Origin of the sequence: Vibrio ruber DSM 16370 (assembly GCF_900163965.1) — a bacterium.
In the GTDB taxonomy this organism is placed as follows: domain Bacteria; phylum Pseudomonadota; class Gammaproteobacteria; order Enterobacterales; family Vibrionaceae; genus Vibrio; species Vibrio ruber.
This window is the reverse complement of record NZ_FULE01000065.1, coordinates 1-26,690: the sequence shown is the minus strand read 5'-3', so window position 1 is coordinate 26,690 and position 26,690 is coordinate 1. Positions and strand designations below refer to the sequence as shown.

Annotated in this window: 22 protein-coding genes and 4 pseudogenes; 15 read left to right on the top strand and 11 right to left on the bottom strand. The window is 44.2% G+C overall.

Annotated features, from left to right (window positions below):
- The coding region (locus VR7878_RS19245; RefSeq protein WP_139343959.1) for an integrase core domain-containing protein at positions 1–225 on the top strand (225 nt) is incomplete at its 5' end.
- A 209-nt stretch (positions 226–434) separates the two neighbouring features.
- Here the strand turns inward: VR7878_RS19245 and VR7878_RS19240 are convergent.
- From VR7878_RS19240 to VR7878_RS19205, 8 genes are all read right to left on the bottom strand, one after another.
- Entirely contained in the window at positions 435–1,229 is a 795-nt protein-coding gene (locus VR7878_RS19240) for an alpha/beta fold hydrolase (protein WP_077337604.1), read from the bottom strand.
- Positions 1,230–1,303: 74 nt separating this feature from the next.
- Positions 1,304–1,540 carry a helix-hairpin-helix domain-containing protein gene (locus VR7878_RS19235; RefSeq protein WP_077337603.1) on the bottom strand — a complete coding sequence of 79 codons (237 nt, stop codon included), beginning with the start codon at positions 1,538–1,540 and terminating at the stop codon, positions 1,304–1,306.
- 234 nt (positions 1,541–1,774) lie between these two features.
- Positions 1,775–3,604, bottom strand: coding sequence for a M4 family metallopeptidase (locus VR7878_RS19230; protein WP_077337602.1), 1,830 nt, complete (start codon positions 3,602–3,604; stop codon positions 1,775–1,777).
- Positions 3,605–4,252: 648 nt separating this feature from the next.
- Positions 4,253–5,227 (bottom strand): ABC transporter ATP-binding protein, encoded by a 975-nt coding sequence (locus VR7878_RS19225; RefSeq protein ID WP_077337601.1) that lies wholly within the window; start codon positions 5,225–5,227, stop codon positions 4,253–4,255.
- Positions 5,224–6,225 (bottom strand): ABC transporter ATP-binding protein, encoded by a 1,002-nt coding sequence (locus tag VR7878_RS19220; protein ID WP_077337600.1) that lies wholly within the window; start codon positions 6,223–6,225, stop codon positions 5,224–5,226. The genes VR7878_RS19225 and VR7878_RS19220 overlap by 4 nt, the downstream gene beginning before the upstream one ends.
- Complete coding sequence (locus VR7878_RS19215; RefSeq protein ID WP_077337599.1) at positions 6,222–7,112, bottom strand: ABC transporter permease; 891 nt, start codon at positions 7,110–7,112, stop codon at positions 6,222–6,224. Before VR7878_RS19215 ends, VR7878_RS19220 begins: the two co-directional genes overlap by 4 nt.
- A 9-nt stretch (positions 7,113–7,121) precedes the next feature.
- On the bottom strand, positions 7,122–8,075 hold the full coding sequence (locus VR7878_RS19210; protein WP_077337598.1) for an ABC transporter permease: 954 nt from the start codon (positions 8,073–8,075) through the stop codon (positions 7,122–7,124).
- Between the two features lie 11 nt (positions 8,076–8,086).
- Complete coding sequence (locus tag VR7878_RS19205) at positions 8,087–9,871, bottom strand: ABC transporter substrate-binding protein (protein ID WP_077337597.1); 1,785 nt, start codon at positions 9,869–9,871, stop codon at positions 8,087–8,089.
- Between the two features lie 822 nt (positions 9,872–10,693).
- Between VR7878_RS19205 and VR7878_RS19200 the strand changes: the two genes are divergently transcribed.
- Positions 10,694–13,150 carry a beta-glucosidase gene (locus VR7878_RS19200; protein WP_205409493.1) on the top strand — a complete coding sequence of 819 codons (2,457 nt, stop codon included), beginning with the start codon at positions 10,694–10,696 and terminating at the stop codon, positions 13,148–13,150.
- 402 nt (positions 13,151–13,552) lie between these two features.
- Positions 13,553–14,599, top strand: coding sequence for a helix-turn-helix domain-containing protein (locus VR7878_RS19195; protein WP_077337596.1), 1,047 nt, complete (start codon positions 13,553–13,555; stop codon positions 14,597–14,599).
- Between the two features lie 75 nt (positions 14,600–14,674).
- On the opposite strand, the gene VR7878_RS19190 is transcribed toward VR7878_RS19195, so the two are convergent.
- Positions 14,675–15,283: a Yip1 family protein gene (locus VR7878_RS19190; RefSeq protein ID WP_077337595.1), complete on the bottom strand. Its 609-nt coding sequence runs from the start codon at positions 15,281–15,283 to the stop codon at positions 14,675–14,677.
- 1,275 nt (positions 15,284–16,558) lie between these two features.
- Between VR7878_RS19190 and VR7878_RS21580 the strand changes: the two genes are divergently transcribed.
- The gene (locus VR7878_RS21580; RefSeq protein ID WP_077337594.1) at positions 16,559–18,238 is read left to right on the top strand and encodes a glycoside hydrolase family 11 protein; all 1,680 of its coding nucleotides are present in this window, start codon (positions 16,559–16,561) and stop codon (positions 18,236–18,238) included.
- 243 nt (positions 18,239–18,481) lie between these two features.
- A pseudogene (locus VR7878_RS19180) lies at positions 18,482–18,613 on the top strand (NIPSNAP family protein); the annotation flags it as partial.
- 77 nt (positions 18,614–18,690) lie between these two features.
- Here VR7878_RS19180 and VR7878_RS19175 read toward each other — a convergent pair.
- The gene (locus VR7878_RS19175) at positions 18,691–19,620 is read right to left on the bottom strand and encodes a LysR family transcriptional regulator (RefSeq protein WP_077337592.1); all 930 of its coding nucleotides are present in this window, start codon (positions 19,618–19,620) and stop codon (positions 18,691–18,693) included.
- Positions 19,621–19,754: 134 nt separating this feature from the next.
- Between VR7878_RS19175 and VR7878_RS19170 the strand changes: the two genes are divergently transcribed.
- The 4 genes and pseudogenes from VR7878_RS19170 to VR7878_RS19155 all read left to right on the top strand — a co-directional run bounded on the left by VR7878_RS19170 (position 19,755) and on the right by VR7878_RS19155 (position 23,099).
- Positions 19,755–21,149, top strand: coding sequence for an MFS transporter (locus VR7878_RS19170; RefSeq protein ID WP_077337591.1), 1,395 nt, complete (start codon positions 19,755–19,757; stop codon positions 21,147–21,149).
- Between the two features lie 352 nt (positions 21,150–21,501).
- Positions 21,502–22,461 (top strand): HEPN domain-containing protein, encoded by a 960-nt coding sequence (locus VR7878_RS19165; RefSeq protein WP_077337590.1) that lies wholly within the window; start codon positions 21,502–21,504, stop codon positions 22,459–22,461.
- 47 nt (positions 22,462–22,508) lie between these two features.
- Positions 22,509–22,711: pseudogene (locus VR7878_RS21445) on the top strand (tryptophan--tRNA ligase); the annotation flags it as partial.
- Positions 22,712–22,781: 70 nt separating this feature from the next.
- On the top strand, positions 22,782–23,099 hold the full coding sequence (locus VR7878_RS19155; protein WP_077337589.1) for an antibiotic biosynthesis monooxygenase family protein: 318 nt from the start codon (positions 22,782–22,784) through the stop codon (positions 23,097–23,099).
- Between the two features lie 269 nt (positions 23,100–23,368).
- Here the strand turns inward: VR7878_RS19155 and VR7878_RS19150 are convergent, their stop codons facing one another.
- Entirely contained in the window at positions 23,369–23,758 is a 390-nt protein-coding gene (locus VR7878_RS19150) for a helix-turn-helix domain-containing protein (protein ID WP_077337605.1), read from the bottom strand.
- A 90-nt stretch (positions 23,759–23,848) separates the two neighbouring features.
- On the opposite strand from VR7878_RS19150, the gene VR7878_RS19145 reads away from it, so the two are divergent.
- The 6 genes and pseudogenes from VR7878_RS19145 to VR7878_RS20955 all read left to right on the top strand — a co-directional run.
- Positions 23,849–24,343, top strand: coding sequence for a DUF2938 domain-containing protein (locus VR7878_RS19145; RefSeq protein ID WP_077337588.1), 495 nt, complete (start codon positions 23,849–23,851; stop codon positions 24,341–24,343).
- A 59-nt stretch (positions 24,344–24,402) separates the two neighbouring features.
- Positions 24,403–24,654, top strand: a pseudogene (locus tag VR7878_RS19140) (IS3 family transposase); the annotation flags it as partial.
- 67 nt (positions 24,655–24,721) lie between these two features.
- Positions 24,722–25,141: a DUF2267 domain-containing protein gene (locus VR7878_RS19135; RefSeq protein ID WP_077337587.1), complete on the top strand. Its 420-nt coding sequence runs from the start codon at positions 24,722–24,724 to the stop codon at positions 25,139–25,141.
- Between the two features lie 155 nt (positions 25,142–25,296).
- Positions 25,297–26,094, top strand: coding sequence for an enhanced serine sensitivity protein SseB (sseB, locus tag VR7878_RS19130; protein ID WP_077337586.1), 798 nt, complete (start codon positions 25,297–25,299; stop codon positions 26,092–26,094).
- An 81-nt stretch (positions 26,095–26,175) separates the two neighbouring features.
- Positions 26,176–26,475 carry a hypothetical protein gene (locus VR7878_RS19125; protein ID WP_077337585.1) on the top strand — a complete coding sequence of 100 codons (300 nt, stop codon included), beginning with the start codon at positions 26,176–26,178 and terminating at the stop codon, positions 26,473–26,475.
- A gap of 99 nt (positions 26,476–26,574) precedes the next feature.
- A pseudogene (locus tag VR7878_RS20955) lies at positions 26,575–26,690 on the top strand (IS630 family transposase); the annotation flags it as partial.

Sequence of the window (26,690 nt, the reverse complement as noted above, 5' to 3'; positions counted from 1 at the left end):
TGTTGGGACAATAGCCCGATGGAGCGGTTCTTCAGAAGTCTAAAGACAGAATGGATACCGGTGTCGGGTTATAGGAGTTTTAGCGAAGCAAGACAGCATATAACTCGTTACATCACAGGTTATTACAGCCAACTTAGGCCCCATCAATATAATGGTGGGCTGACACCCAATGAGTCTGAACGACTATATTGGAAAAACTCTAAAACCGTGGCCAATTTTAGTTGACCACTACAAGCACCAATGCCCCGGCTACCACCGGTAATGATTGCAACGTTTGGATGACTCATATTTTGATTCCTTTCAAGCTGAAGAGTACGGGCCCGTTTGGAGAGCGTGGTCACATACTATCACCGGTGATGAGCAATTGGGAATCAGGTCCCATTGATTGGATTTTATCTCAATATTTTGATTTTGATGAAAAATTATTCCGTGATTCAGATGGATGTTGCATGAGTAGGATCGGATTTATGTTGCGATAAAAAGCGGTGTAACATGTTTCCAACCAACTCGGGGGATTCTTGATGGGCGGCATGAGCCGTCATGGGAATATTGGCAAATGCTGCTTCTGCCATTTGCGATTTTAATGAAACGGCTTCATCAAGTGAAAATAAGAAATCATTGTCACCACGCATGAACAATGTCGGGCAACGAATTTGTTTCACCAGTTCAAACGGATAGCCGGATGTTGTGGTATCAAGCCATACGTTTTTTACGGCATCAACGAGTTTCGGGAAATCTGGCTCCGGATTTGATGCATGGTAAGCCGCCACATCGTCAGCGAACCGTTGTGCCCAAAAATCTGCTGTCAGTCCGTTGAATATACTAATGGATGGATCGTCTGGTGCTAACCGCCAATGAGCGCCTAAGGTCATCAGGCATGAGACTTTTTCCGGTGCCTGTGCCGCGATTCGATAACCGACAATCCCACCGTCACTAAAACCAAAAATTGAATAGCGTTCAATCCCGAGAGAGTTGAGGACGTATTGAATGTCTTGCTGGTATTGTAAGTAACTGAGCGGCAGATCACCGAGAAGAGACTTGCCATGACCCCGAAAGTCGATGCTGATCAAGTGATAGTCCGGCGCAAGATATGGGTGGAGGGGTAACAGATCGTGTTGGGAACCAAGACCACCATGTAACATCACTAATGGTTCACCATTCGGGTTGCCTGAAAATTCGTAATAGAGAGAAGTGCCATTGATTTCGATATAACCCTGTTGACTGCCCATGTCATCTCCTTGTGATTTACTTATGCATGAACTGTTTAAATATACAGTATTTTGTAATGGTTAGGAAGCCTGAATCACAACCCTGCTTTTGCCCGTTGGATAGCCGCTTGAATTGCAGCCTTCGCTTGTGGGCTGTTTTTCCAGCAAGTCGTTTGCAGCATGGCTGCGACTCTTTCCGCGATTTCATCCGCTTCGTATGTCGCCAAATCGGCAAGGGTATCGATTCCAATTTCTTCGAACCGCTTTATAACAGTCGGACCAACGCCTTTCACTGACAAAAGGACTTCTCTTTCCGGTGCAGAAAACGCCATAAATTACCTCTCAATGAGTCACTGGATATCACTGTTCAATACCGCCTAACAGGGAACCTAGCTATTTAACGCGGATCGCTGTTGTGTCACACTTCATTGGTGACAAAATTTAAAACTTCGTCACAAATATCGATAGATGATCTGAGTGATGGGGCAGTGATAAGAAAGCGCATGAAGAATTCTCCATGCGCTTTTAACTTCAGTTAAATATCGAATCCGATATCTAATCCAGTTTTATCTCAAACTCAGAGTAACACCAGAGTATGCAGTGTAGCCATTCAGCATGATATGGTAAGTTGAGCCGCTGCGAGAGCTGATTGAGCATGACTCATTGCTACCACTTTTGTACGGACGACAATCATATGAGCTTGTTGATGGGCGGGCTCCAGCTTTTACATAGAGATCCACATCACCACTACCACCTGAGATTTGAACGGTCATATTTGAACCATCGCCCTTAAAGGAGTAGTAAGTCTGTGAACTACGGTTGCCAGATAAAGTGACAGACTGACCTTTCTTCAGCACATTACCAGTTGATGGGGCAGAGCTACATGAAGCATTAACCTCAACGGCGTTGAATGCGCTGGTGACATCTGAAGTGCTGTAGCCGAGATCTTTCGCTGCTTTGAAGACACCGCAAGCGGCTTGATCAAATGTTGCTGTCGGCGTCCAGTACAGTTGGTTTGCAACCGCAAATACTTCGAAGCCTTTACGTGCATTCCAGCCAGACTTGTTGGATAAAAGATAATAAGCACGGTTGAAAACACCACTTGAGTAGTGAACATTCAGGCCATTGTAGTATTCAGAAGCGCTGTCGATTGAACGGCCATCACGGGAAGGTCGGTCAAAATAACGCAGTGCACCGGAACCTTTAGTAATGGCTGCACCGATTTGCCAGTCAACACTGCCTTTCATAAAGTATTCAGCCGCTTCTCCGGCAATATCAGAGAACGCTTCGTTAATACCACCAGACATGCCTTCATAAACCAGACCGGAGTTCTGTTCAGTAAAGCCATGGCTGACTTCGTGAGCACTGACGTTCAGGTCAACCAACGGATAGAACTGTGTAGCACCGTCACCAAAAGTCATACTGGAGCCATTCCAGAATGCGTTTTCATAGTTTGTGCTATAGTGAACGCGCATGGTGAGCTGGAAAGTCAGCGGTGCAGTGTTCAGCCAGTCCTGATACATATCGAAAACAACTTTGCCGAAGTAGTGAGCATCGTTCAAGGGTGAGTATGCACCGTTGATCGCTTTATAATCGTTGTAGTTCGATGATGTTGCACATCTGTAGCTGTAAGGCGTGCTGCCAGACTTTTGTCCATTGAGGTTTACTGTCTTAACAACACTGTTATTCATGGTACAGGTTGAGCCAGATTTATTGATGATAAACCCAGGAAAATCTGATCCGTAGTTATATTGACCGGTTTTGCGGTTTCCGCCAGGGCCTGTGCCTCGAGCTTCGACATGGTTCAAACCTTCCCAAGTCTTGATGACATCACCGTTGATTGCGTCGACGAAGAAGAATGGGCGTGCAGGGTGATCATCAGCAACGAAGAAGTCAACTTGGTAAACGAGTTGTGCGTGATTGTTTTCGTCAAGCCGTACCATCAATTCAGCTTTTTCATTTTCAAATTCAGTATTATTAACACTGACAGCTTGTTGTTGATAATAAGCTTTTGCAATTGAAATCGCTTCTTTGAGTTCAATCGACGGTGATGCGATTGAAATATCATCTGCAATACCTTCAGCAACTACACCATAAACGTCAGTTGTACCTGAGACGGCACCTTTTGTTACGGTTGCAGCGACTGACGTATCATAAACAGGGATACCCATGTAAGTCTGTTGATAACGAACTTTCACTTTACCATTTGGCAATGTGACTTGTTTGACTTCTTTGAAGCCTGTTTCGAGAGGGGCAACGCTACGAGCTTGCGTGTTCAGAACTTGATCAAGTTGTGAGCTATCCTGCATTGTGACCATTTCTGCAGCGGAGACCGGTAATGCCGCAGTCAGACTTGCGGCGAATACCCAATGAATGTGACGTTGAATTTTATTCATTTCTCAGTCCTAGAGATTTGTTTTTAATTAATTAATTTCCGAAATATCAAAAATTAACCCTATTGCGATCGCCCATGCGATAAAACGCATAATAACAATGCTGAACATTTTTAAATTCGTCTAGAGTTTCAGAAAAAATTTTTTTAAGCCATGTTTATAAAAATTTACATGTCGGCAGATGTAATCGATTGAATAGTTGAGTAGAGAAAAACTATATTTTTCTTGAAGTTAGATAGAGTATGGCTTGAGAGCTAATTAATAGTTTTGTGACAATTTAAAATAACATAAATATATCAATAGTGGAAAAGTTTTGATTTTATTTTCACTTTTATTTATAGATGTATTATTTATATTTTTATCATAAGGCATTTTTGATGAATCAATATTCATCATCTTTTAAAATATACTATAGACGTCTTTTCCATTAATGAAAGGACTTTTCTCCTAACTAATTGTAATCATTATGAAATGTTATCAATTGTCGTTGATTGTGTGTTTTTTGTGTCAAAATTAACCGGCGGTTTTGTTATGCGCAGAGTGTGATCGGGCTATATGATGTGAGAGGAGAAGCCATACTCACATTCGGGTAAGCAGTGAGTATGGCAGTGTGTTAGAGTGCAGTCGGCAGGACGTTGTACCGGAATGGTATCAACTCGCGGGGTGGAGGTGACACGCAATCCAGTGTTCATCTTGCGTTTGTGTTAGTGTCGGTGCTTCCCGCGAGCATCGTTCTGTCGCGTACTGACAGCGCGGATGGAATGCACAACCACTCGGTGGATTTAGCGGTGAGGGAATATCACCGATGAGTGGGACATGTTCGGTATTGTGGGTCGGATCCGGTACCGGGATCGCGGACAACAGCGCTTGTGTGTAGGGATGCTTCGGCTGACGATAGAGCACTTCTGCCGGCGCCCGCTCAACAATTTTACCCAAATACATGACCCCGACTTCATCACAAGTATGTTGTACAACCGCCAGATCATGGGCAATAAACAGGAACGAGATGCCTCTGCTTTCCTGAAGTTCGGCAATTAAGTTGAGAACTTGCGCCTGCACCGACACATCCAGTGCAGAGACTGGTTCATCGGCGATAATCAGTTTCGGCTCTAAAACAAGTGCCCGGGCGATGCCGACACGCTGGCGTTGTCCGCCGGAAAATTCATGCGGATAACGATTGAGTGCCTGAGGACGAAGCCCGACGGTATGCATTACTTCGGCAATCTTTTCTTCACGCTGTGCAATGGTGCCGATGTTATGAATATCCAGCGGTTCGCGAAGAATATCATGAATGGTCATCCGGGGGCTCAGAGAGGCAAATGGGTCCTGAAAAATCATCTGCATCTCTTTTCGCATGGCTTTGAGTGTCCGGGCATCCATTCGGGTTATATCTTGTCCCGAGATGGTGATTTCTCCGGCCGAGGGTTCAATCAGGCGCAAGATACAGCGACCCAAGGTTGATTTACCACATCCGGACTCTCCGACTAACCCGAGGGTTTTGCCCTGATGAATTTTAAAACTCACATTATCGACGGCTTTACAAACCGAGCGGGCGCGTTTGAATAACGACTTTCCGGCATAGAAATGTTTTTTTAATCCTTTGACTTCTAATAAAATATCGCTCATCGGGATGCCTCCGATATGTGAAAACATGCCGCTTGGTGTTCCGGTGGCCCGGTCAGGATCGGTGTGTTTTGGCGGCATGTCTGCGTGACACGGTGACAGCGGTCGGCAAAACGGCACCCTGTCGGTAGATGGAATAAGTCCGGAACCATGCCTTCAATGGTTGGCAGACGGGCAATTTTCTGCTGCCGAACGACCGGGATCGATTGAAGTAACCCTTGGGTATATGGGTGTTTCGGGTGACTAAAAATGTCATCAACTGAGCCTTGTTCCACCACTTCGCCACAGTACATCACTACGACACGCTGACAGGATTCAGCCACAACACCTAAATCGTGCGTCACCAACACGACGGCCATATTCAATGATTGTTTTAGCTGTTTGATCTCATACATCACCTGTGCCTGAATGGTCACATCGAGTGCGGTAGTGGGTTCATCAGCCAATAACAATGCGGGGCGACAGGAGAGCGCCATAGCAATCATGACCCGTTGCCGCATCCCGCCGGAAAGCTGATGGGGATACTCGCGTATGCGTCTTTCCGGTGACGGAATTCCAACCATCCGCAGCATTTCTGTTGCCCGAATGGCAGCTTGTTTGCGAGAGATCTGTTGGTGGTTGCGAATCACATCCACCATTTGAGTTTCGATTCTCAGCACCGGGTTCAGGGCAGTCATCGGTTCCTGAAAAATCATTGAAATATCGTTGCCCCGCAATCGTCGGTAGGATTTTTCGTCCATACCAACCAGCTCTTGTCCCTGAAAACGGATACTGCCGGAGACAATGTTACCCGGCGGACTTGGGATCAGCCCCATGATCGCCAGTGAACTGACGGATTTTCCGCAGCCGGATTCACCGACAATGGCCACGCTTTCACCGGGCATCACCTCAAAACTGATCCCGTTAATTGCCCGGGCAACGCCTTTATCGGTCTGAAAATCAACCGTCAGGCCATCGACTTTGAGTAATGGCTCTGTCACCGTATTGTCTATTGCGTTCATGACACCTTCCTTGGATCTAATGCATCCTGAAGTGAATCTGAAAATAAATTGAATGCCAGTACCAGCACAAACAGCATCCCGGAGGCGGCAAAAAAGTTGCAGAAGTGCCCTGAAGTGACCTCGGTGCTCGCTTCAGCGATCATCAGCCCCCAACTGATACTTTCTTTGACACCCAGCCCGAGGAAACTCAGAATCACTTCACTCTTGATGGCGGTTATAAACAGTATGGTCATTTCAACCAAAAGAATATGGCTGGTATTGGGCATTAAATGGCGGAAGATAATCCGGTAAGTTGGTACCCCGAGTGCGTGGGCTGCCTCGGTGAATTCCATATTTTTCAGTTTGATCACTTCTCCGCGAATCACTCGCGCGGTACCGGTCCAGAATGCGAGTGTCATCGCGGTATGCATCGCATAAGGGTTGCCCGCCATTGCGACGGCAATCGCGGCCACCAGTAAAAAATAAGGAATACAGTCAATACAGTTCATCACCCACAGAATGAACTCATCAAGGATTGATCCGGCATAGTAGCCCATCAGAGAGCCAGTCAACGCCCCGATTGTGGTCGCGAGTACCGCAACAACCAACCCGACTTCAAACGCTGTTTTGGTGCTGTAAATTGCGCGTTGAAAAATATCTTGTCCATTGATGGTGGTGCCGAACCAGTGTTCGGCACTCGGCCCGCTGTGTCCGGATGTTTGCAGCACATCCCATTGTTGGGCTATCAGACCGAGCCAGACCAGAATCGCAATAACAAAGTAAATCAGTACAATCGATAAGCTGATCATCCCGATGCGATCTTTGCGAAATTTCTGAATGCCTTTGGACCATAGTGACTCTCGTTTCTGCGATGAGTCTTGCGTCATTGTATGAATCGTTTCAGTCATCGGATGCCCTTATTTGAGTGAGATCCGTGGATCAACGAGTTTGTAAAGAATATCAACCGTACTGACAATGACGATAAACACCAGAGTCAGGAGGACGATAACCGCTTTGAGCACTGGCAGATCACCAGTCGTGATCGCGTTGTAGGTAATCAAACCAACACCGGGAATCCCAAAGTAACTTTCCAGAAGTAAAGAACCACCGATCATGACGAACGGAATGGAAAACACAATCCGTGTCATAATCGGAATCAGGGCATTCTTCAACACGTGTTTGAATAACACTTGCAAATGGGAATGACCAAATGCTCTGACGGTACGGATATGATCCCGGGTCATCTCTTCGACAAAAAGGGCACGGTAAAACCGAGTGCTGTAGCCCACGGATACAAAAATAGAGCACAGTGTCGGCACCGTTACATAGTATAAATAGCTACTCAGGGAATTAACTTCCCAGCCGTAGACCGGAAACAAATTGAGCCCGTAACTGGAGCAGAAAATTAATTGCATCACGATGATGATAATAAGGTAAGAAATGCTCATCCCGATCACCGAAGAAGACATCACTAATTTATCTGCCCAACGGCCGCGGTGATGCGCTGCGAACAGCCCCAGCGCAATACTGATCAAATGGCCTAAAATAAATCCCGGTAATGCCAACAGTAATGAGATCGGAATCGTCCGTTCGAGAATCGTGGTTACCGACTCACCACTGGAGTCGGAATAACCAAAATTAAACGTGATCACTTGCTGGAGGTAGTGCAGATAACGAATCCAAAACGGTTGATCATAGCCAAGTTCATGGCGAATCGCGTTGATTTCTTCAACCGTCGGATTCCGCCCTAACAGATCATAGGTTTTATCCGGGCCGAAATAGACCATCAGCACAAAACTGATTAAAGTGACGCCAAAGAGCAGCGGCAGACTATAAATCAGTTTACGCAGACAATAACGGAGCGTATCCATGTGTGACCCCTCTACTGAATATCAATATATTTGAGGTAGTTACCGAGGATTTCCCGTTGTGGCCACATCGTGACATCTTTGTGCCATAGACGAACCCGGGTACGGGAGAAGCTGCCGATGCCCACACAGTCATCGATTAAGATTTGGTTGAGCTGATGGTAGATAGCTGTCCGTTCTGGCCCCGGTTGCATGACCGCCGCTTTCTCAAATAACGCGTTGTATTGCGGGTTATTGTAGTTTGCACTGTTCGAACCGGGAGAGCGGTTTGGTCCGTAGAAGAGTTGCAGGGTGTTTTCTGCATCGGGATAGTCCAGCCCCCAGCCCATCGGAATCATCTGAGTACGGCTGTTCTTGATATCCCGGTTGAAGTCACCGAAGGTAGCATAGGGTTTAAATTTGATCTTATTCTTCGGATAGCCGATTTTCATCAAATTGCCCCGGAACTGTTCGAAGAACTGTTTATAGCGAACGGTGGAGGTTGCCGGATAGTAAAGCACCGGTAAATTACGCGCGTTCCAGCCGTTTTCTTTCAGCAGTTTCTTCGCCCCGGCAATATCCTGCGTAATAGAACTTTTGTCCAGATTCGGATCAAACGCATCGGTTCCGGGAACAATGAAACCCGGATACGCTTCACCGAGCCCTAAATAAAAGCGTGAAACACGCTGCGGCCAGTCAAACGACTTGATGATGGCACACCGCAGCGCTTTATTTTGTGCATTGGTTTTCGGATCATCCGAGTGACCAAAATATTCATCATCAAAGTTGAAGACGTTATACACCATGCCGGCTTCACGCTGAGCACGGAAGTTATATTTTGCGGCATATTCCGGTTTGAGTGTAACCGGATGTTTAGATGCCAACACGGTATCGAGCTGTTCATTTTGCAAGGTGGTATTGACGATTTCATTACCTTTGCTGAATGAATTCCACCGTGCAGACTGTTGTTTGACCCAGTTGACTTCGACGCGATCAACGCGTGGGAGTGTTTTCCCGTCCAGCGCTGCAACGCCCGTTTCACCGTGGACTTTCGGATCGTAACCTGCTTCGGCAAGATGGAAGACTTCATGGCGGTAGTTTGGATTTCTCTCCAGTACGGTTTTAGTTGAATTGTGTGAAATCAGTTTGAACGGGCCGCTGCCGACCGGATGGGTAGCAAATTCACGGCCATACTTTTCGACGGCTTCATGCGGGACGAGCGCGGAATAACCCATTGCCAAAGTATAAACCAGTTGCGGATAAGGTTGTTCCAGCTTGATTTTAATCGTGTACTTATCCGGGGCACTCAGACCTTCAAGCGGTTTACTATAATCCGCACCGGCTTCTTTCCATGCTTCTATACCCGCAATTTTATTCGTCCACAACCAAGCGCCTTGTGAACGGTTGGTCGGATCAAAGTGACGCTTCATTGAATAGATAAAATCGTCAGCCGTGACTTCTCTGCCTTTGCCATCGGGAAATGCCGGATCATCGACAAAATGAACGCCCTGTTTGATATGAATGGTATATGTCAGCCCATCATCGGAGACCTCGGGCATTGCGGTCGCGAGATTAGGTTTTAATTCATACGGGTTCTTCAGATATTTATATTCGTACAAGGTGTCGTATACCGCGGTGACAATGGTATTGCTGTAGGTCGTCCCGGACTGAACTGAATCAAAGTTTGTCGGAGTACCGTCTTCAGAAAAACGTAACACTTTGGGGGCTGCTGAGGTGGCATCTGCAAATGTCGGCGTGCTGACATAAATAAGTGAAGCCGCAAACGCTACAGCCAGCGGGCGTAATCTCAATCGTGACATACAAATTCCTTTTGTATTTTATGGTTTTGTGGGTTAAGTGAAATCTGGCGTGGGCAGATTTCATCTGCAATGCAATGTGCAACATTGCTGAAACATACTATAAAACACAAGGCATCTGTACTATGTCAATCATTGTATGCAAAATATGAATCAAGCTGGATTAAACAGTGTGTTTGATCACGAAAAACAGCAATATTAAAGAGTGTTAAGCAAATAGAACCGGGTAAATATGTGGCTTATTTCACCACGAGAATCATATGGGTGGTAGAGCAGAAAATTGAACTATGTGATTGATATGACATCTTATTCATAATTGAATTTTTGATCAACAGCCCCTAGTGAGTCAGGATGATCTCAGGTTTGAATCGAACAAACAAAGATAATGAATAGCGTAAGGCTCGGTTGTTGTTGATTCAGTATATTCGTGTTATTGCAATTTCTATATTGATATTAAATTCAAAATAATGATATTTTTATTATTATAATGATAAGAGTGTTTTAATAAGTATCAATGTTCAACGATAGAATAAATCAGATAATTATAATTCACTGTTATGTGTTAATTTCACGCTTTGCGACTCTGATAATAATCACACTTTTCACTAATTCTCTCCTGTGCAAAAAAAATCACCGATAAGCAAAAACATCAGTTATTAAAATCAATTAATATAGCGTTGAACATCATATAACCCATAGGGAATCCAGTCTCTACCCTAATGTATGCTGGTGTGTTAAGGCTTAGAGGTATGATAAATCCTGCATCCAAGAACATTGGGAACGACAGATATCTGAAAGGAATAACTTTAGAGTATGGAATTTAAAATGAAGAAAAAAATACTGACGACAATTATTTCATCAACACTGTTTGTCAGCTATGGACTATATTCGGTTAATGCTATGGCACAAACCGATTCGGTTCAGGCATCAGCAAACAGTGAATCATTAAAATCAGAACAAGTTCAGGCAGATTGGCATAATAATAGTAAAATGTATGACGTTTTGGCAAAAGCGATTGTTGCCAGAATGACCGATGAAGAAAAGCTGAAAATGTTAGTCGGTGCGGGGATGGACCCTGATAAAGATACCGTGATTAATTTAAAAGCATCAGTCAATGGCGTGGCCGGATATATCCACGGGGTTTATGCTCCCAAACGTCGTTTAGACGTTCCGGCACTGAAACTTGCTGATGGTCCGGCCGGTATCCGGATCGATCCAACGCGCGAGGGAGATAGTCAAACCTACTATGCTACCGCATTTCCGAGTGGTGCCCTGATAGCATCGACATGGAATCCCGATTTAGTTCATGAAGTCGGTGAAGCGGTCGCCAATGAAGGGAAAGAATACGGTGTCGATTTCTGGTTAGCTCCCGGGATGAATATTCAGCGCAACCCGCTCAATGGGCGTAATTTCGAATATTATTCAGAAGATCCGCTGGTCAGTGGGATGATTGCCTCCGCGATGGTGCAGGGGGTGCAAAGCAAAGGTCTGGCAACAACGATTAAACATTTTGTCGCCAATAACTCAGAAACGAATCGCTTCTTTATCAATGCGGTGGTTACGCCGCGCGCGCTGCGGGAGATCTACCTGCGTGGTTTCGAATATGCGGTGAAGGAATCTCACCCGTGGGGCATTATGTCATCGTACAATCAGGTCAACGGCACCAATAGTGGTGAACGTGCTGATCTGATGACGGATATTCTGCGTAATGAATGGGGATTCAATGGGTTAGCGATGAGTGACTGGTTCGCCGGCTACAACCCGATCGATCTCCTCAACGCCGGTGTTGATGTCATTCAGCCCGGTGGTGAAAACCTGGTCGTTCCCGGTTTAGGTGATTGGGGAAAATATGTGGTTGAGGGGTATAAAAATGGTGAGCTGACCAAAGCCACGCTTGATCGAAATGTCCGCCATATCGTCGCTCAGGCTTTAAAAACACCGTCTGCAAAAAATTATCCTATCTCGAATAACCCTGATCTGAAAGCCCATGCAACTTTGGCAAAACAGGTGGCGGATGAAGGGATTATTTTGCTGAAAAATCAGAATTCAGCGCTGCCGCTTGCGACGTCACAATCCATTGCTTCGTTTGGTATCACCCAGATTAATACTTTGAAAGGCGGAACCGGCAGCGGTGATGTCCATCCCGATCATGTGACGACCATCATCGACGGACTTGCGAAACAGTTTCCGGTGAATGAGTCGCTGGCGTCTTTCTACAGCGATTATTTTGAAGCCAATAAAGTGATCACGACCGGTGGTCTGGGCGTATCGAAAATCGTCAGTTGTACTGAGCCTTCAGTGACGGATTTGGGCGCACAAATCAACGGTGCTGCACAAAATAGCGATGTTGCCGTCATCACCCTCGGACGTGTGGCCGGTGAAGCGGCGGATCGAAAAGCCGGGCGGGGAGACTACTTACTGTCTGAGACTGAGCTGGGGCTGATTTCCTCAGTATCCAACGCTTTCCATGCGCAGGGTAAAAAAGTCGTGGTGATTTTGAATATTGCTGGTGTGATTGATATGAGCGAATGGCAAGATCAAGTCGACGGGATTGTACTGGCTTATATGCCGGGGCAAGAGTCCGGTGACGCCATTGCCGATATTATTTCCGGTAAGGCCAACCCGAGCGGTAAATTAGCGCAAACTATTCCACTGTCTTATGCGGATGTCCCGTCTTCGACCACCTTCCCCGGTGTTGATGAAAATCACGACGGTGCATTGGATCACCAGTATTACAATGAAGATATCTATGTCGGATATCGTTATTACCAGACATTTAACAAAGAAGTCGCTTATCCGTTCGGTTACGGATTGTCATACACATCATTTGATATATCACGGACAAAAGTGCTTATGAATGGGTTGAATCATCGCCATCCGAGAAAAGGGGTGTTGCTCAAAACCGTCGTGGCAAATACAGGTGATGTGGCCGGTAAAGAGGTGGTTCAGGTCTATGTTGCGGCACCGGAAGTGAAACTGAAAAAACCCAACATTGAACTGAAAGCATTTGCGAAAACAAGAGAACTGGCACCCGGAAGATCACAACGGATGATGCTGGAAATCTCACCTCAAACGTTGGCGAGTTTCGATCCTGCTAAAGATCAATGGATTGTTGAGCCGGGCACTTATCAGGTCTATGTCAGTCAGTCATCCGATATTCGGTCGGTTACACCGGTTGAATTTGTGGTGCGCAAAGAAATTGTGGTTGAAAACACCACTCCGGGCGCACTGGCTTTAGAGGAAGGTGTGACGGCAGCTTCATTTGTAACTGTGGCGGAATAAAACGCTTCATTCATCCTTTGGCGGGCTTAGCCCGCCTTTTTTTATGCGTTGAATATGGTGCTGAACCGCCTGAATCGCGGATAGAAGAAGCCATGTCATATAAGTAAGAAAGCCATTGATAATAACAATAGAGTTATTAGTGGTGATGTACATTATGATTTATATTGCACATTTATGTTTTGCTTTCGTGTTGTATCACTTTATCGTCAATCGGTGCCTTTTCTGCGCCGGGATCTTTGTTAAATTGACACCGGACTCGTGTTTATATGCGCGCTTTAGCAGTATGTTAGCCGTATTGGCAGGCGGGATTCATCAGGCGTTATGCCTTTGATATGTCAGGGAATTGGATGGTCGGGCTGATTCGGACAAGTGATTTTTTTTCAGAATTTCAGAGAAAGAGCAATGATGAATAGCAGATATGAGAAAAGTGTCTCGAATGTATTAGCTCGCAATATGATTCAACAGTTGTCGCTGCACAATATTGATATTCAAACGATTTTAAAACGCTGTGGTATCAGTGAGTATGAATTGAATCGACCCAATGGCAGACTTGCCGAACGCACCCATTACCAGTTTATGCTCGAAACGATGAAATATAATCGTTATATCTACGAATCGTCGTCGATTCAGTCGTTATTTAACTCATTTCCCGAGCTGATTGGTTTATGTATGAATCAATCCTCAGCGGTTCAGGCGGTAGAGAGTTTTATTCGCTACCGGATGCTGATTGGGAATTGTGACCGCTGTGACCTGAAAGTTGAGGGAAACCGGCTCAAACTGACATATATCGATGACGGCCCCGAAGAATTATCAACCAGTGCATTGGGGAACTTTATTATCTGCCGGGAGCTGCTCAAAGTTTATTTACCGAAGATGTCGGTACAGGCCAGCCTGACGCATGTGGGGTCACTCTCAAGGAATATCGTCAATGATTGTCTGGAAACACAGTGTTTATTGCATCAGTGTGAGAATTATTTAATTATCGAAAGCCCGGCTCTGCAAGAATCCAATCACAACTGCAACCCACAACTCAATCAGCTACAAAAATTACATTTAGAGGCGTTATGTCGTCAAATCGATCAACAGCAAACATTCGCTGCGACGGTGGAAGAGCTGATTGAATCGTTGTTATTGCAGCAAAATATCGAAAACGAACATTCAGTGCTCCAGTATGTGTGCAGCCATTTAAAAATGAGCCGTTGGACACTGAACAATAAACTACGGCAAGATAATCAGTCTTTTACGGATGTACTGAACCGAGTGCGGTTGAAAAAAGCCTGTGAATTGCTGGTTGAAACCCAGAAAAGCATCAAAGAAATTAGCGAGTTAGTTTACTTCTCTTCGCAGGCGGTATTTTCACGGTTTTTTCGGTTGCACGCCAATATGTCGCCGATTCAATATCGCAAGAAACTGGCAAATCGCTCACCTTCACTGAGCGAGGTGTCTTGAATCACACGACCTGATGAACAGCAATATACTCATCAGGCCGCGTTGAATTTTGCGATATGGTTAAAAGAACTGTGGTTAGAAGAACTGCCAAACAACACTATGTTCAGATCCCATACTCCACAGGAGTACCACCACGGCCAGTAATGCTTCCAGAATCAACACACCGACACCGAGCGTTGTTCCCGAGAGAATAAAACCTTGTTTATTGCTGATACCCAAAAAGCTGGGCGTTCCTTTATACAGCAGATAAGCGGTATAGATCACGCCACCGATCATGGCGAGCAGGCACAGCCAAAACACCGGATAAATGGCAAAAATACCACTCAGGAACATCGGTGTGGCAGTGTATCCGGCAAAAATAGTACATTCACGTTGTGTCGGACGGTTAGGAATCTTGCGGGCGAGCCAGTAGATCAGGCTACCGACAAGACCGACGGCGAGCAAAATTAAGGCATAAAATGCCACACCGAGTGCCAGTCCATTCATCAGAGAAACTTTGTAGGTCTCTTCACCACCAAATGTCCACCCAACTTGCGTTGTTCCGATGAATGAACAGATCACCGGAATCGCTGCCATCCATAGTACATGGTGTAGATAGAGGTGACTGAGCGTTGTGTGTTCAGCATTAATTTCACGCCATTCGCGTTCCGGGTGGTGTAATAATCCCCATACATGATTACTCATCGCTAACCCCTTATATCCTATTGTCAGAATGACTTTACTACCGTATGACGGTTAAAATTTAACCATTACTCATCATTATAGACCGAACCCTGCAAGGACACACAATCAGAATCATTTACATTTAATCATAATTGTTTACATTTTGTTCCCCCGTCTAACCTCTCTGTTTCACCGCGAAGTGATGTTGGCACCCAGACGGATATACGAGTCATCGGATAACCACACAAATAGAGCCAGTGATTGTCTTGATTATGCTTTCAGGGGGATATTTTTCGCAAATTGCTAAAAAATTCCCATTTTGAGAATTTATTATGAGTCAATATGCTATAAATTGATTTCTTAATAAAAAATATCCAATAAAAACAATTCATTATATTTGTGTAAAAAGTTGGCATGTATAGTGCATTAATAAAAGTGATCCTTTTTAAGCCGAAGGATCACCTAGCCAACTGACGTTGTTAGTGAACCAAATTTGTTCATATTGATAGCCAATCACGACCTTGTGATTGGCTTTTTTTATGTTTGTTTATCTGCCTGCCCCCCTGATGTTCTAGATGACCTGTTTTATTTCAGCTCGGTTCCCAGTTTACCGTCGGAGTCACTGTAACAACTTTGATATTGGTAATGTTGTGGTTAGCCGCGCGTCTTTAGCGGTTATCCGGTTCACTTCTGGTGGCCGTCATACTGTCGAAGAAAAAGCGAGTTAAATATGTCATGCTGAAATTCGGTCAAGTTTGAATAACGGGAATATTTAACTGAAAATGAATAAGTTTTAATATGTAATTATGACTACGGGAACCAGAATTTTTTACATCATGACATAATAAAAATAAGGATTTAAATAGAATATTTTCTTTTGTAAATTTTATATTTAACTCTGAATTTTAAATGTGATAATATTGGATTTAGTATGTGTTTGTTTTTAAGTATTTGAAGTATATATTCTTATTAAATATAACAATAAATTTTATTAAATATTGGACTTTTCTCACGAATAATTATTTGTATAACATTTGTTGTTATTTTTTTTGATAAACACATTATCAAATTACTTTTTATTTTAAGTGTGTTCACCTTCGGTAATATTTGTATTGTCCATTCTGAATGTGACTTCTACAATATTGGTCACTTAACTCTTTTAACAATAAAAGTCGTGTGTTAAGTCAAACAAAAGTTTGCTTGCAAGAAAACAAATTGTACTTAAACAGCAAATTGTACTTAACGGCCCAACCTCTGTAAGTGGTATTGGTTGAGAGGCCAAACTGGAGAATTATAATGGCCATAACGAAAACCTCTGCCAGTCGTGCAAAAAAATTTTTGACAATTCTGACCGTCACTGCGGCCGCTTTGTCAGCAACTGTCAGTGAAGCAAAAACCCTTACCTCGAACGAAACAGGCATCCATAATGGTTACTACTATTCGTTCTGGACTGATGCCCCGGGCACCGTCTCTATGACTCTGGGAGATGGCGGTAATTACAGCTCGCAATGGCACAATACCGGCAACTGGGTCGGCGGTAAAGGCTGGAACCCGGGCGGACGACGCACCGTGAATTATTCAGGTACCTTTAACCCTTCCGGTAACGGCTATCTGGCGCTGTACGGCTGGACAACCAATCCGCTGGTTGAGTATTACATCATCGATAACTGGGGCAGCTATCGACCCGGTACAAATGGAACCTATTACGGCACCGTGAATACCGACGGCGGCACCTACGATATTTATCGCACCCTGCGGGTAGACAAACCTTCGATTGAGGGGAATAAATCTACATTCTATCAATACTGGAGTGTGCGTCAGCAAAAACGCACTGGCGGTACGATTACTACCGGCAATCACTTTGACGCCTGGGCCAGCAAGGGGTTAAACCTCGGAACCTTCAATTACATGGTGATGGCTACCGAAGGCTACCAAAGCAGTGGTAGCTCGAATATCACGCTGGGTAGCAGTGGCGGTGACAATGGCGGTGGCAGTGTCGGCCCGAGCAGTACTGACATTGTGGTTCGCGCAATGGGTATCAGCGGCCAAGAGCACATCAACCTACTGATTAACGGGACTGCGGTTGCCGACTGGAACCTCAGCAACAGTTTTCAGGAATATACCTACCGCGGCAGAGCGGCTGGCGATATCCAAGTTCAATATGACAACGACACCAGTGGTCGTGATGTTGTATTAGACTGGGTCTATGTCAACGGTGAAACCCGCAAGGCTACAGATATGGAGTACAACACCTCTACCTATGACAATGGTAAGTGTGGTGGTGGTTCATACTCTGGCAATATGGACTGTAACGGTGTAATTGGCTTTGGGAATACCGATGCTTGCTTTAGCGGCAACTGCTCTGGCAACGGCGGGAACGGAAACGGGGGTAATAATGCTGTGTGTAATGGTTATGTCGGTATTACTTTTGATGACGGCCCGACCAGCAATACCAGTACACTGGTCAACCTGCTGAAGCAAAATAATCTTAAACCGGTCACATGGTTTGTCTGGGGGCAGCGCGCCAGTAATAATCCGTCGCTGATCTCTCGCATGAAAGAGGTGGGTGAGCCACAAAATCACAGCTATACCCATCCCCACATGACTCGTTTCAGCTATCAGCAAATCATCAACGAGCTAAGCCGAACCAATCAGGCCATCCAAAATGCCGGCGCACCGGCACCGACTTTGTACCGTCCGCCATATGGTGAGGTGAACTCAACCATCCAGCAGGCAGCACAAAATCTTGGAATGCGCGTGATTACCTGGGATGTGGATTCTCAAGACTGGAACAATGCCAGCACCAGCGCGATTGTCAATGCCGCCAACCGACTACAAAACGGACAAGTGATTTTAATGCACGATGGCTACAGAAACACCAACAACGCCATTGCACAAATTGCCCGTAATTTGAAAGCGAAAGGGTTATGCCCCGGCCGGATCGACCCATACAGCGGTAAAGCCGTCGCGCCATAGGCCATCATCAGCGTGGGCGAAATATTTGTTGTCCATACTGAGGTAACACATTCGCGAGGAGGCATTTCAATCTGATACTTCTCGCGCTATTCAAGGCCGCAGATATTCGTCTGCGGCCTTTGCTATTCTGACGCCTCACTCGCACCAGCCTCTTTACCTGAGAAAGATCGATGGTTTGGTCAAGGTACACCCAGAGGACAAGAACCGTTCACATTTCTTACAAATTGCTGCTACGTTAGATACATTATTGACCCAAAGAAAATCCCCGAATTTGAACAATATGCCCGTATGTGGATTCCGCTCGTTGAACAGTTTGGTGGTATACATCATGGATATTTTTTACCGTCGGAAGGAGCGAATAACATTTCTATAAGTACTGCTTTGACTTAATTTAGGTAATCCATCTAGCAATTTAAAAGTTACGTTATGTATTTTGACCTTAATTCATTCGTTTAAAATCGACGCTCTTGCATTACTTCATGACAGACTTTTTCTATTTGTTCTCTAAGCCATATGTGAGAGGAATCTGATTGGAGACGAGGGTGCCACATCATAGAAATTGTAATTTTGTTAGTGTGAACTGGCAGTTCAAATGCCCATAAGCTAGCGTTGCTTGAACTTAATGGTTCATTCAGCAAAAATGATGATGGCACTAATGCGATTAAATCTGAATGCTTGGCTACCTCAAGTGCAGCAGGAAAACTGGGTACCGTTGCAACAATATGTCGAGCTAATCCTTGTTCTTTGAGTTCTTCATCAACAGGTCCTGAAAAATCCCCTCTTCGGGAGGCGATAATATGACTAAATAGACAATATTGTTGAGCCGTTACCTTTTTACACTGATCAAGTGGGTGTCCTTTTCTGACGACACTAACGAAGTTATCATAAAATAAGGCTTTGATACGGATTTCAGGTCCCATGTTTTTAAGTACACCAATTTCTAAATCAACCTTCCCATCTCTAAGGGGGTCAGGACTTTTTTCCTGTTTAGGCATAAATCGTAAACGGACTTTCGGCGAATGCTTCGTAAAGTGCGTAATAAGTTTTGATGCAAACGTTTCTATAAATCCATCATTGGCTCGAATGGTAAAAGTACGTTCAAGGGTGGGTAAATTTACTGGCTGAATATTTGGTTGAAGAATATTTAATGCTTCAAAAACCGTATACCTTGTACGCTCTTTAATGGATTCCGCATAAGGGGTTAATACCATTTTTCGACCGGCACGAACCAGCAATTGATCGCCAGTTATCATACGTAAACGAGACAACGTCCGGCTCATCGCTGACTTACTTAAAGATAACTGATTAGCAGCCCCTGTAATAGTTTTCTCGGCAAGTAAAACGTCTAAAGCAGCCAGCAAGTTCATATCGGGATTGGTCATCGGTCTTTCTCCAGCATTTTGTAGCGCTTAAAGATATGGCGTTTGGTGCAACTATATAATGAATTTGGTGCGTCTTCCGCCTTGTATGATAGCAGTTTAGACTTAAATCCTTCAATGAAAAGAGGTGGAAATATATGGCACTATTTATGAGTCAAACTGGCGATGACGGATTGTCCGGTAAAGAACGATTATTTGCGATGTTAGCTGTAATGATCACGACGACGATGAATGTCTTTGATGGTTCGATGATAAATATAGCATTACCCAAGATATCAACATCATTAGGTGTTAGTGCTTCAGAAGTAGTTTGGGTTGCAAATGCTTACTTGCTTGCTGTTGCTATGTCTCTGGCTATTTTTTCGGCACTGGCGACACGTGTCGGTTTCCGTAAACAGTTTATTGGTGGATTGATTGTTTTCACTGTTTCTTCTGTAGGCTGCGCTCTATCATCGACATTATCAGAGTTGGTTGTTATGCGTTTTATTCAAGGGATTGGTGGTGCTGCAACGCTCAGTATTGCTCCGGCACTCCTTAGAATGGTCTTTCCTAGCAGATTGCTCGGAAGGGTATTAGGAATTAACGCATTAATAATTGCTACATGTACCGCAGTAGCCCCACTAATCAGCGGTGCTTTGTTGGTAACGTTAAGCTGGCCGTGGCTTTTTATAATTAACATCCCATTAGGTATTGTAGCGGTATTTTTTTCGAAACGATTTCTCCCTAAACCAATCGGGCTTGATACGCGTCCCCTAGATAAACTAGGCGCCTTGTTTTCTGTAATTATGTTGGGTAGCACTATTTTTTTCGCTAACTCATTTTCTAGACATGCAATCGATTATAACGAACAACAGGCACTTTTGTTCTTGGTAACCGCGCTTCTGAGTGGAATAGCATTCGTCTATCGTCAGCGTATAACCATAGCGCCTTTATTGCCGCTAGAAATATTCTCAAATCAACGTTTTTCTTTATCAGCGATGACATCTTTCATGTCGTTTATTGCTCAAGGTATGACGTTTATTGTACTGCCATTTTTATATGAAAGTGTTTATGGCTATAGTCCACTAACATCCGCTCTACTTTTTATCCCATGGCCAGTAGGTATTGTTTTGGTGGCACCACATGCAGGAAAGCTGGCTGACAAGAAAAATCCGGCTATGATTTCAACGCTTGGCCTTGTCGTCTTTGGTATTGGATTGCTGCTATTAATTAGTTTCTCACAAACGCCGTCAGTTTTAGATATTGCCTGGAGAAGTTTAGTTTGTGGTATTGGTTTTGGTTTATTTCAAAGCCCTAATAATCGCGAAATGATGGCAAATGTGGAGACCAACTATAGTAGCTATGCCTCGGGAGTACTGGCGATGATGAGAACATTTGGTCAATGTCTTGGCACTGCGATTGTTGGCATCATGTTATCTCACTCAGGCTCTCTTGCGTCCTCTTCTAGGAATGCAGTACATCTAGGGTTGTGGTTCGCTTTTGGTGCAGTATTTTTAGCCATTTTATTTAGTGTTAGCCGAATTAAAAAATAAAAGGAAATGCAATGGTATGAAAACTAGCTTAAGGAATAAGGAGTTTTTCATACTAAAATTAATTACGTCTTACTAAATCAAGTAGAAGCTCTAGAATATATTTGTCCATTTTCTTGCAAATTGACTACCGCTGACAACGTTGGTCTTTGACTCTTTGGGATACGAGAAGTTATCCGAAGATTGGGAACCACCTTGCTCTGCTAAATAGAAATTGTCCAAAAATAAGTTTGAGTCGAGATTGAGACCTTTTCCATTCTGACGCCCCACTCGCACCAGCCCGTCAACATTGCAGCATAAGAAATAAAGTGATGTGAAGTGACTCGGGAAAAGGCAGCGATATGGATTTAACCCGATGAAAACCCATAGACTTTTGCACGGCAGCTCGCCACACTGGGGGCATTGTTCATTAACCGATGTAAATCATTCAGATATGAAGACTTCACTCGATCATCTGCCCGAACGTAAACAGCATGAGTTGGCGCTGATTTCCACCATTTTGCGCGATACGCTGGAAGAATACATCGTCGGTAAGCAGGGGAGTAAAGCCGAGTTTCGGATCCTGAAAATCATTCTGTTCGGTAGCCATGCCAAAGGCGGTTGGGTGAGGGATATTCCCAACGGCTATGTCAGTGATTACGATATTCTGGTGATCGTTAATCAATCCTCACTGGTGGAAGAAGATCTGGTCTGGCGTCGGGCGGAAGAGCAGATCGACCGCAAAGTCACAAGTGCACCGCTGGGCTTGATTGTGCATACCTTGGCAGAAGTGAATGAACAGCTCAGACAAGGTCACTATTTTTTTAAGGATATCCGTGAAGAAGGCATCGAAATCTTTGCAGCTACCCCGAAGGAACTGGCCGAGCCGGGAGATCTGACCGATGAAGAACGCCGTGACATTGCACAGGGGCATTTTGATCATTGGTTTACGAGTGCACAACGATATATCTATTTTTATGAATGCTCTTTATCTGAGAAAAAATGGCTCAATGAAGCGGCTTTCAATCTTCACCAAGCCACGGAGCGATTTTTCGCCTGCACTTTGCTGGTTCTGACCAACTACCTGCCCAAAACCCATAATATCGAAAAGCTGAAAAAATACTGCGCAGAGCAAGACCATGCCTTTGCCGATATTTTCCCGATGGATGACAAATTCCACCGCCGCAGCTTTCGCCGCCTGCAACGCGCTTATATCGACGCCCGTTACTCAATGCATTATGAAATCACCGAAGAAGAGTTGGCGTATCTGCAAGGTGAAGTGGAAAAACTAAAAATGCTGGCGGGAGCAGTTTGTCTGCGGAAGCTGGAAGCGTAGTGGTTTTTCTATTGGTAAAGGACTCTGAGAGTTGAGCTATCAACGTGGGGCTTGGTGACGGTACAACGAAAAAAGTACTGGCAGAGTGTTTGCCGGACATGCGCCGACCAATAAAAGAGAGAAGGGCTGCGCTTTTAAATGATAAGGCTCAACTAGTTGATATTTTAGTGAAAGGAAGCCGAATCTCCAGAGATAAAACAAAAAAATACTTTTTGATGTTAAAGAGATTTCTGGACTTAATATTCTCTGAATAACTTGTTTTCAACAGCCCGTTTCGAGAAAATTATTGGCTGGCGCGTTAAATACCTAAAGGAGTAATAATGTCCCTCATTGCTAACACCCCGAAGCCGCCATACTATGCGGTAATTTTTACATCTCACCGCACTGAAGGTGATAACGGTTACGGCCAAATGGCAGATCGAATGGTTGAACTCGCAGCAAAACAACCGGGTTTTTTGGGCGTGGAGTCGGCACGAGAAGATGTTGGAATTACTGTTTCATATTGGTCTGACCTTGAGTCTATCAGGCAGTGGAAGGCAAATGCAGAGCACCAAGAAGCCCAAAGGCTTGGCCATGACAAATGGTATTCATCATTCAAAACCCGTATATCGAAGGTAGAGCGCGACTACGGCATTTAACAAACCAATGAATCCGGCCTTATGCGATTTGCTTCTTTCGGCGGCTTATTGAGATGTTAACCGCCTAAATAGGTTCACATAGAATGAATGGAATAGAACAACTTTCTGATGTAGAAAGATTAAAAACACTCAAGTCAATAAGGCTTTGGTTCCACCGATAACGAGTTTAAACCGTATCTAGAAAGCTATGCTGGAAGCTTGTGTTACAGAAGCTGATCGGCGTGTTGATGGCCTTAACGACTGGAGAATAAGGGCTTTCTATACGGCTCCTAAGACATATAGTGCTTAACTGATTGCATCATTTTTTGGAATGACGGGCACTCTAAGTGAGATGGTTGAGGGCAAGTTGCTACATGATTTAGGCTATCTCGTACCGCTTTTAGCCGTTTAATTTGCGCATCAATCTCTATCGTTTTTTGAGTAAGCAAAGCTCGGTCAATAGCCAATTCATCGTTTTCATTAAACATCGTTGAGATTTCACTGAGTGACAATCCAGCCAAACGCCCTAAAGAGATAATATTCAATTTGTTCAATACATTTGGCGCGTATTGCCGTCGCAGCCCTTTTCTACCAATAGAACGAATAAGCCCGAGTTTTTCATAATATCTCAGTGTTGAAGGTTTTAACCCAGACTCACTAGACACGGTCGCAATATCCATAAAATCCACCATTGACTTAAAGTCAACTTCAAGTTGTATCATGCGTGCCAATCTATCAAATTTTTGATGAAATACAATGAGGAATATCGAATGGATACAATGGCCTGGCTACAAACAATTCTGATTGGTATTGGTGCCACTCTGATTATGGATACATGGGCTTGTTTTCAAAAACGAGTATTAGGAATTCAGTCTCTCGATTATGCACTTGTAGCACGGTGGGTAAGTTTAATTCCAAGAGGGCAGTTGATTCATCATACAATAATGGACACAACACCTATACAAGGAGAAAAAATTTTGGGTTGGGCCCTACATTATTTGATAGGTATCGTTTTCGCCCTCGTTCATGTATTACTATTGGGCGAAGTATGGCTAATTGACCCGCATATTCTTCCAGCTTTGATAACCGGTATCGTTACTCTGATTTTCCCTTTCTGTATCATCCAACCTTGCCTTGGTTTTGGGATTGCAGCAAATAAAACGCCCTCACCATGGAAAGCCAGAGGGCTCAGTTTATTGGCTCACAGCTTTTATGGAATTGGCCTATTCTGGTCGGCTTTGGTATTGAACTATTGTTTCTTGTGAAATGGAGTAGACCTGATAACGAACGCTTGCCCTATTCCGTGTTGACTTGACCACTACAACATGAACTAGAATCAAGCATGAGTCGTCGGGGCAACTGCCATGACAATGCTGTTGCAGAGAGTTTTGTCCAACGACTAAAAAGAGAAAGAATAAAACGGAAGGTCTACATCACGCGGGATGAAGCTCGTATGGATATCTTCGAATACATTGAGATGTTTTACAACGTCAAACGTAGACATGGTTCCAATAATCAGTTGTCGCCTGTAGGGTATGAAAAGCGATATGAAAAAAGGTTAACGAGTGTCTACTGAGTTGGTGGCTATTCACGCCCCTTAACGCGGCGTTAGGCTAGCATCTTTGGCTACGGGAGAATTAATCATGACAGTGCCACTTGAATATGAACAAGCTTCAGCAAAATTTTATGAATACCTTGTTGATGCAAGAGATACATCAGGACTATGGAGTACTCATGTAACATACACTATGACGCAAAGTGTATTTCAAGTGTTCCGCCGAAGAATATCCATACAAGAAGCAATTGCTTTTGCTAATGTCCTTCCAACATGTCTCAAAGCCTTATTCGTTACCGACTGGGATGTTTATGAGAAAAAAGAAGCTTTTGAATCTCGTGAGAAAATGACAGAGGAAGTGAAACTATTACGAGCAGAACATAATTTTTCAACAGAAAATGCGATTCGCGATATAGCGCAAGCGTTGAGGCGTCATGTGAATGAAGAAGCTTTTGATAGGTTACTCTCACAACTACCAGAAGGTGCGTTGGAATTCTGGAAACCTTAATTTTTTCACCAGAGCCATACAAGGCGCTTAAGTCGGACTGCAAACCCATAGCGGTTTTGATTCAAATTGGCTAATGTGTTTACGGTGGTTATTGGGGGGGGGGTGGTGTTTGCAGCCACCACTTAGCTTAGCGTTATATGCCTAAAGGAAGAGTTATGGAAATAGCCGAAGAAAATAAACTAGAAGAGATTTTAAGGTTGGCTGCTGACGAGCCAGCCCATCGACCACAATTTTGTGAAGTCCTGCTAAGCTCACAGGTATTTTTGCTTGGTACAACTGGAGTGCCAAGCGCGGACGGAGAAGTGAATCTCGAAGCTGGTAGTAAAATTAAAATACAGCATTGGCAAAAGGCAGATGGATCACCTGTCATTCCATTCTTTTCCTCGCTGGGAGTGTTGCAAAAATCAATCGATAGCGAAGAATCATATTTGGCTCTGCCAGCACGTTCTTTATTTGAAATGACGCAAGGGGCTACGCTATTTCTTAACCCCAAATCAGACTATGGTAAAGAGTTTTTTCCTGAAGAAATTGCACATTTGTTATCTATAGGTATCAGTCAGGCACCATCCCGGAGAGTGGTAGAGAGAGAAACTAAGGTGCTTCTGGGGCAGCCTTCTAATTACCCATCAAAAATGATTGACTCACTTACCCAGCTATTGGCAAAGCATGGCAATGTTAAAAAAGCTTATCTGGCACTAATGCATGACACATCTGTTGATGAGAAACCACACCTAATAGTTGGCATTGAGGCAGATGGTGATATTGAAAAGGTTATGAGGGAGGCTGGCAACGTAGCTGGCGATACCACCCCTGAAGGAGAACCTGTTGATCTCTACAGGGTCAAGGGAGATGATTCAGGTCTTAGCCAGTACTTTATAAATCAAACTAAGCCATTCTACGAGAAAAAATGGGGTTCAAAGCTCAAATCGTGGTTAGGTATAGGCAAGGCATAACAAGGCGCAGCTAGGGACAAACCTACGCTGCGTTTCGGTCTGCCCCAAGCACGGCGTTATGTTTTACGAGGAAATTTGAACATGTCTAGTGATAATTCGTTGACTAAAAACCAACAAATAGATCCTTTTTCAGAGTCGTTTTCTTCCTTGTTGGTTATAGTGTTTTCTAAAAGTAATTCGAAAAACTTCCCTTTGGCACTGAACATCGCCCGAGGTGCAGAAAAGTTTGCAGAAACAAGTGTTGATGGAAAGACAACGTATAGCGTTTGTTTTGGAGGTAATCAGGTTGATGCCGCAAGAGCAATCGCATTTTTAGATTATGCTGCGTCTTGGAAAGGTGTTCAAATCTTTTCACGAGGTAGACTAAATAACTGTTCCTAAATGTAGATCACCGGAGAATAAAAAAGAAAGGAACTCGGTAGCGTTTGTGCGATCTGATTAGTCGCCAAACCCACAAATCAACAACCACTACCGAGAGCCATGATTCTAACATTACCTGACCGTGCAGAGCGACGCCGAATTATCAAAAAAATGCACAAGACAAAGGATAAAGACCATTATCGCCGTTTGAATGCCATATTACTTTTGGCTAGCGG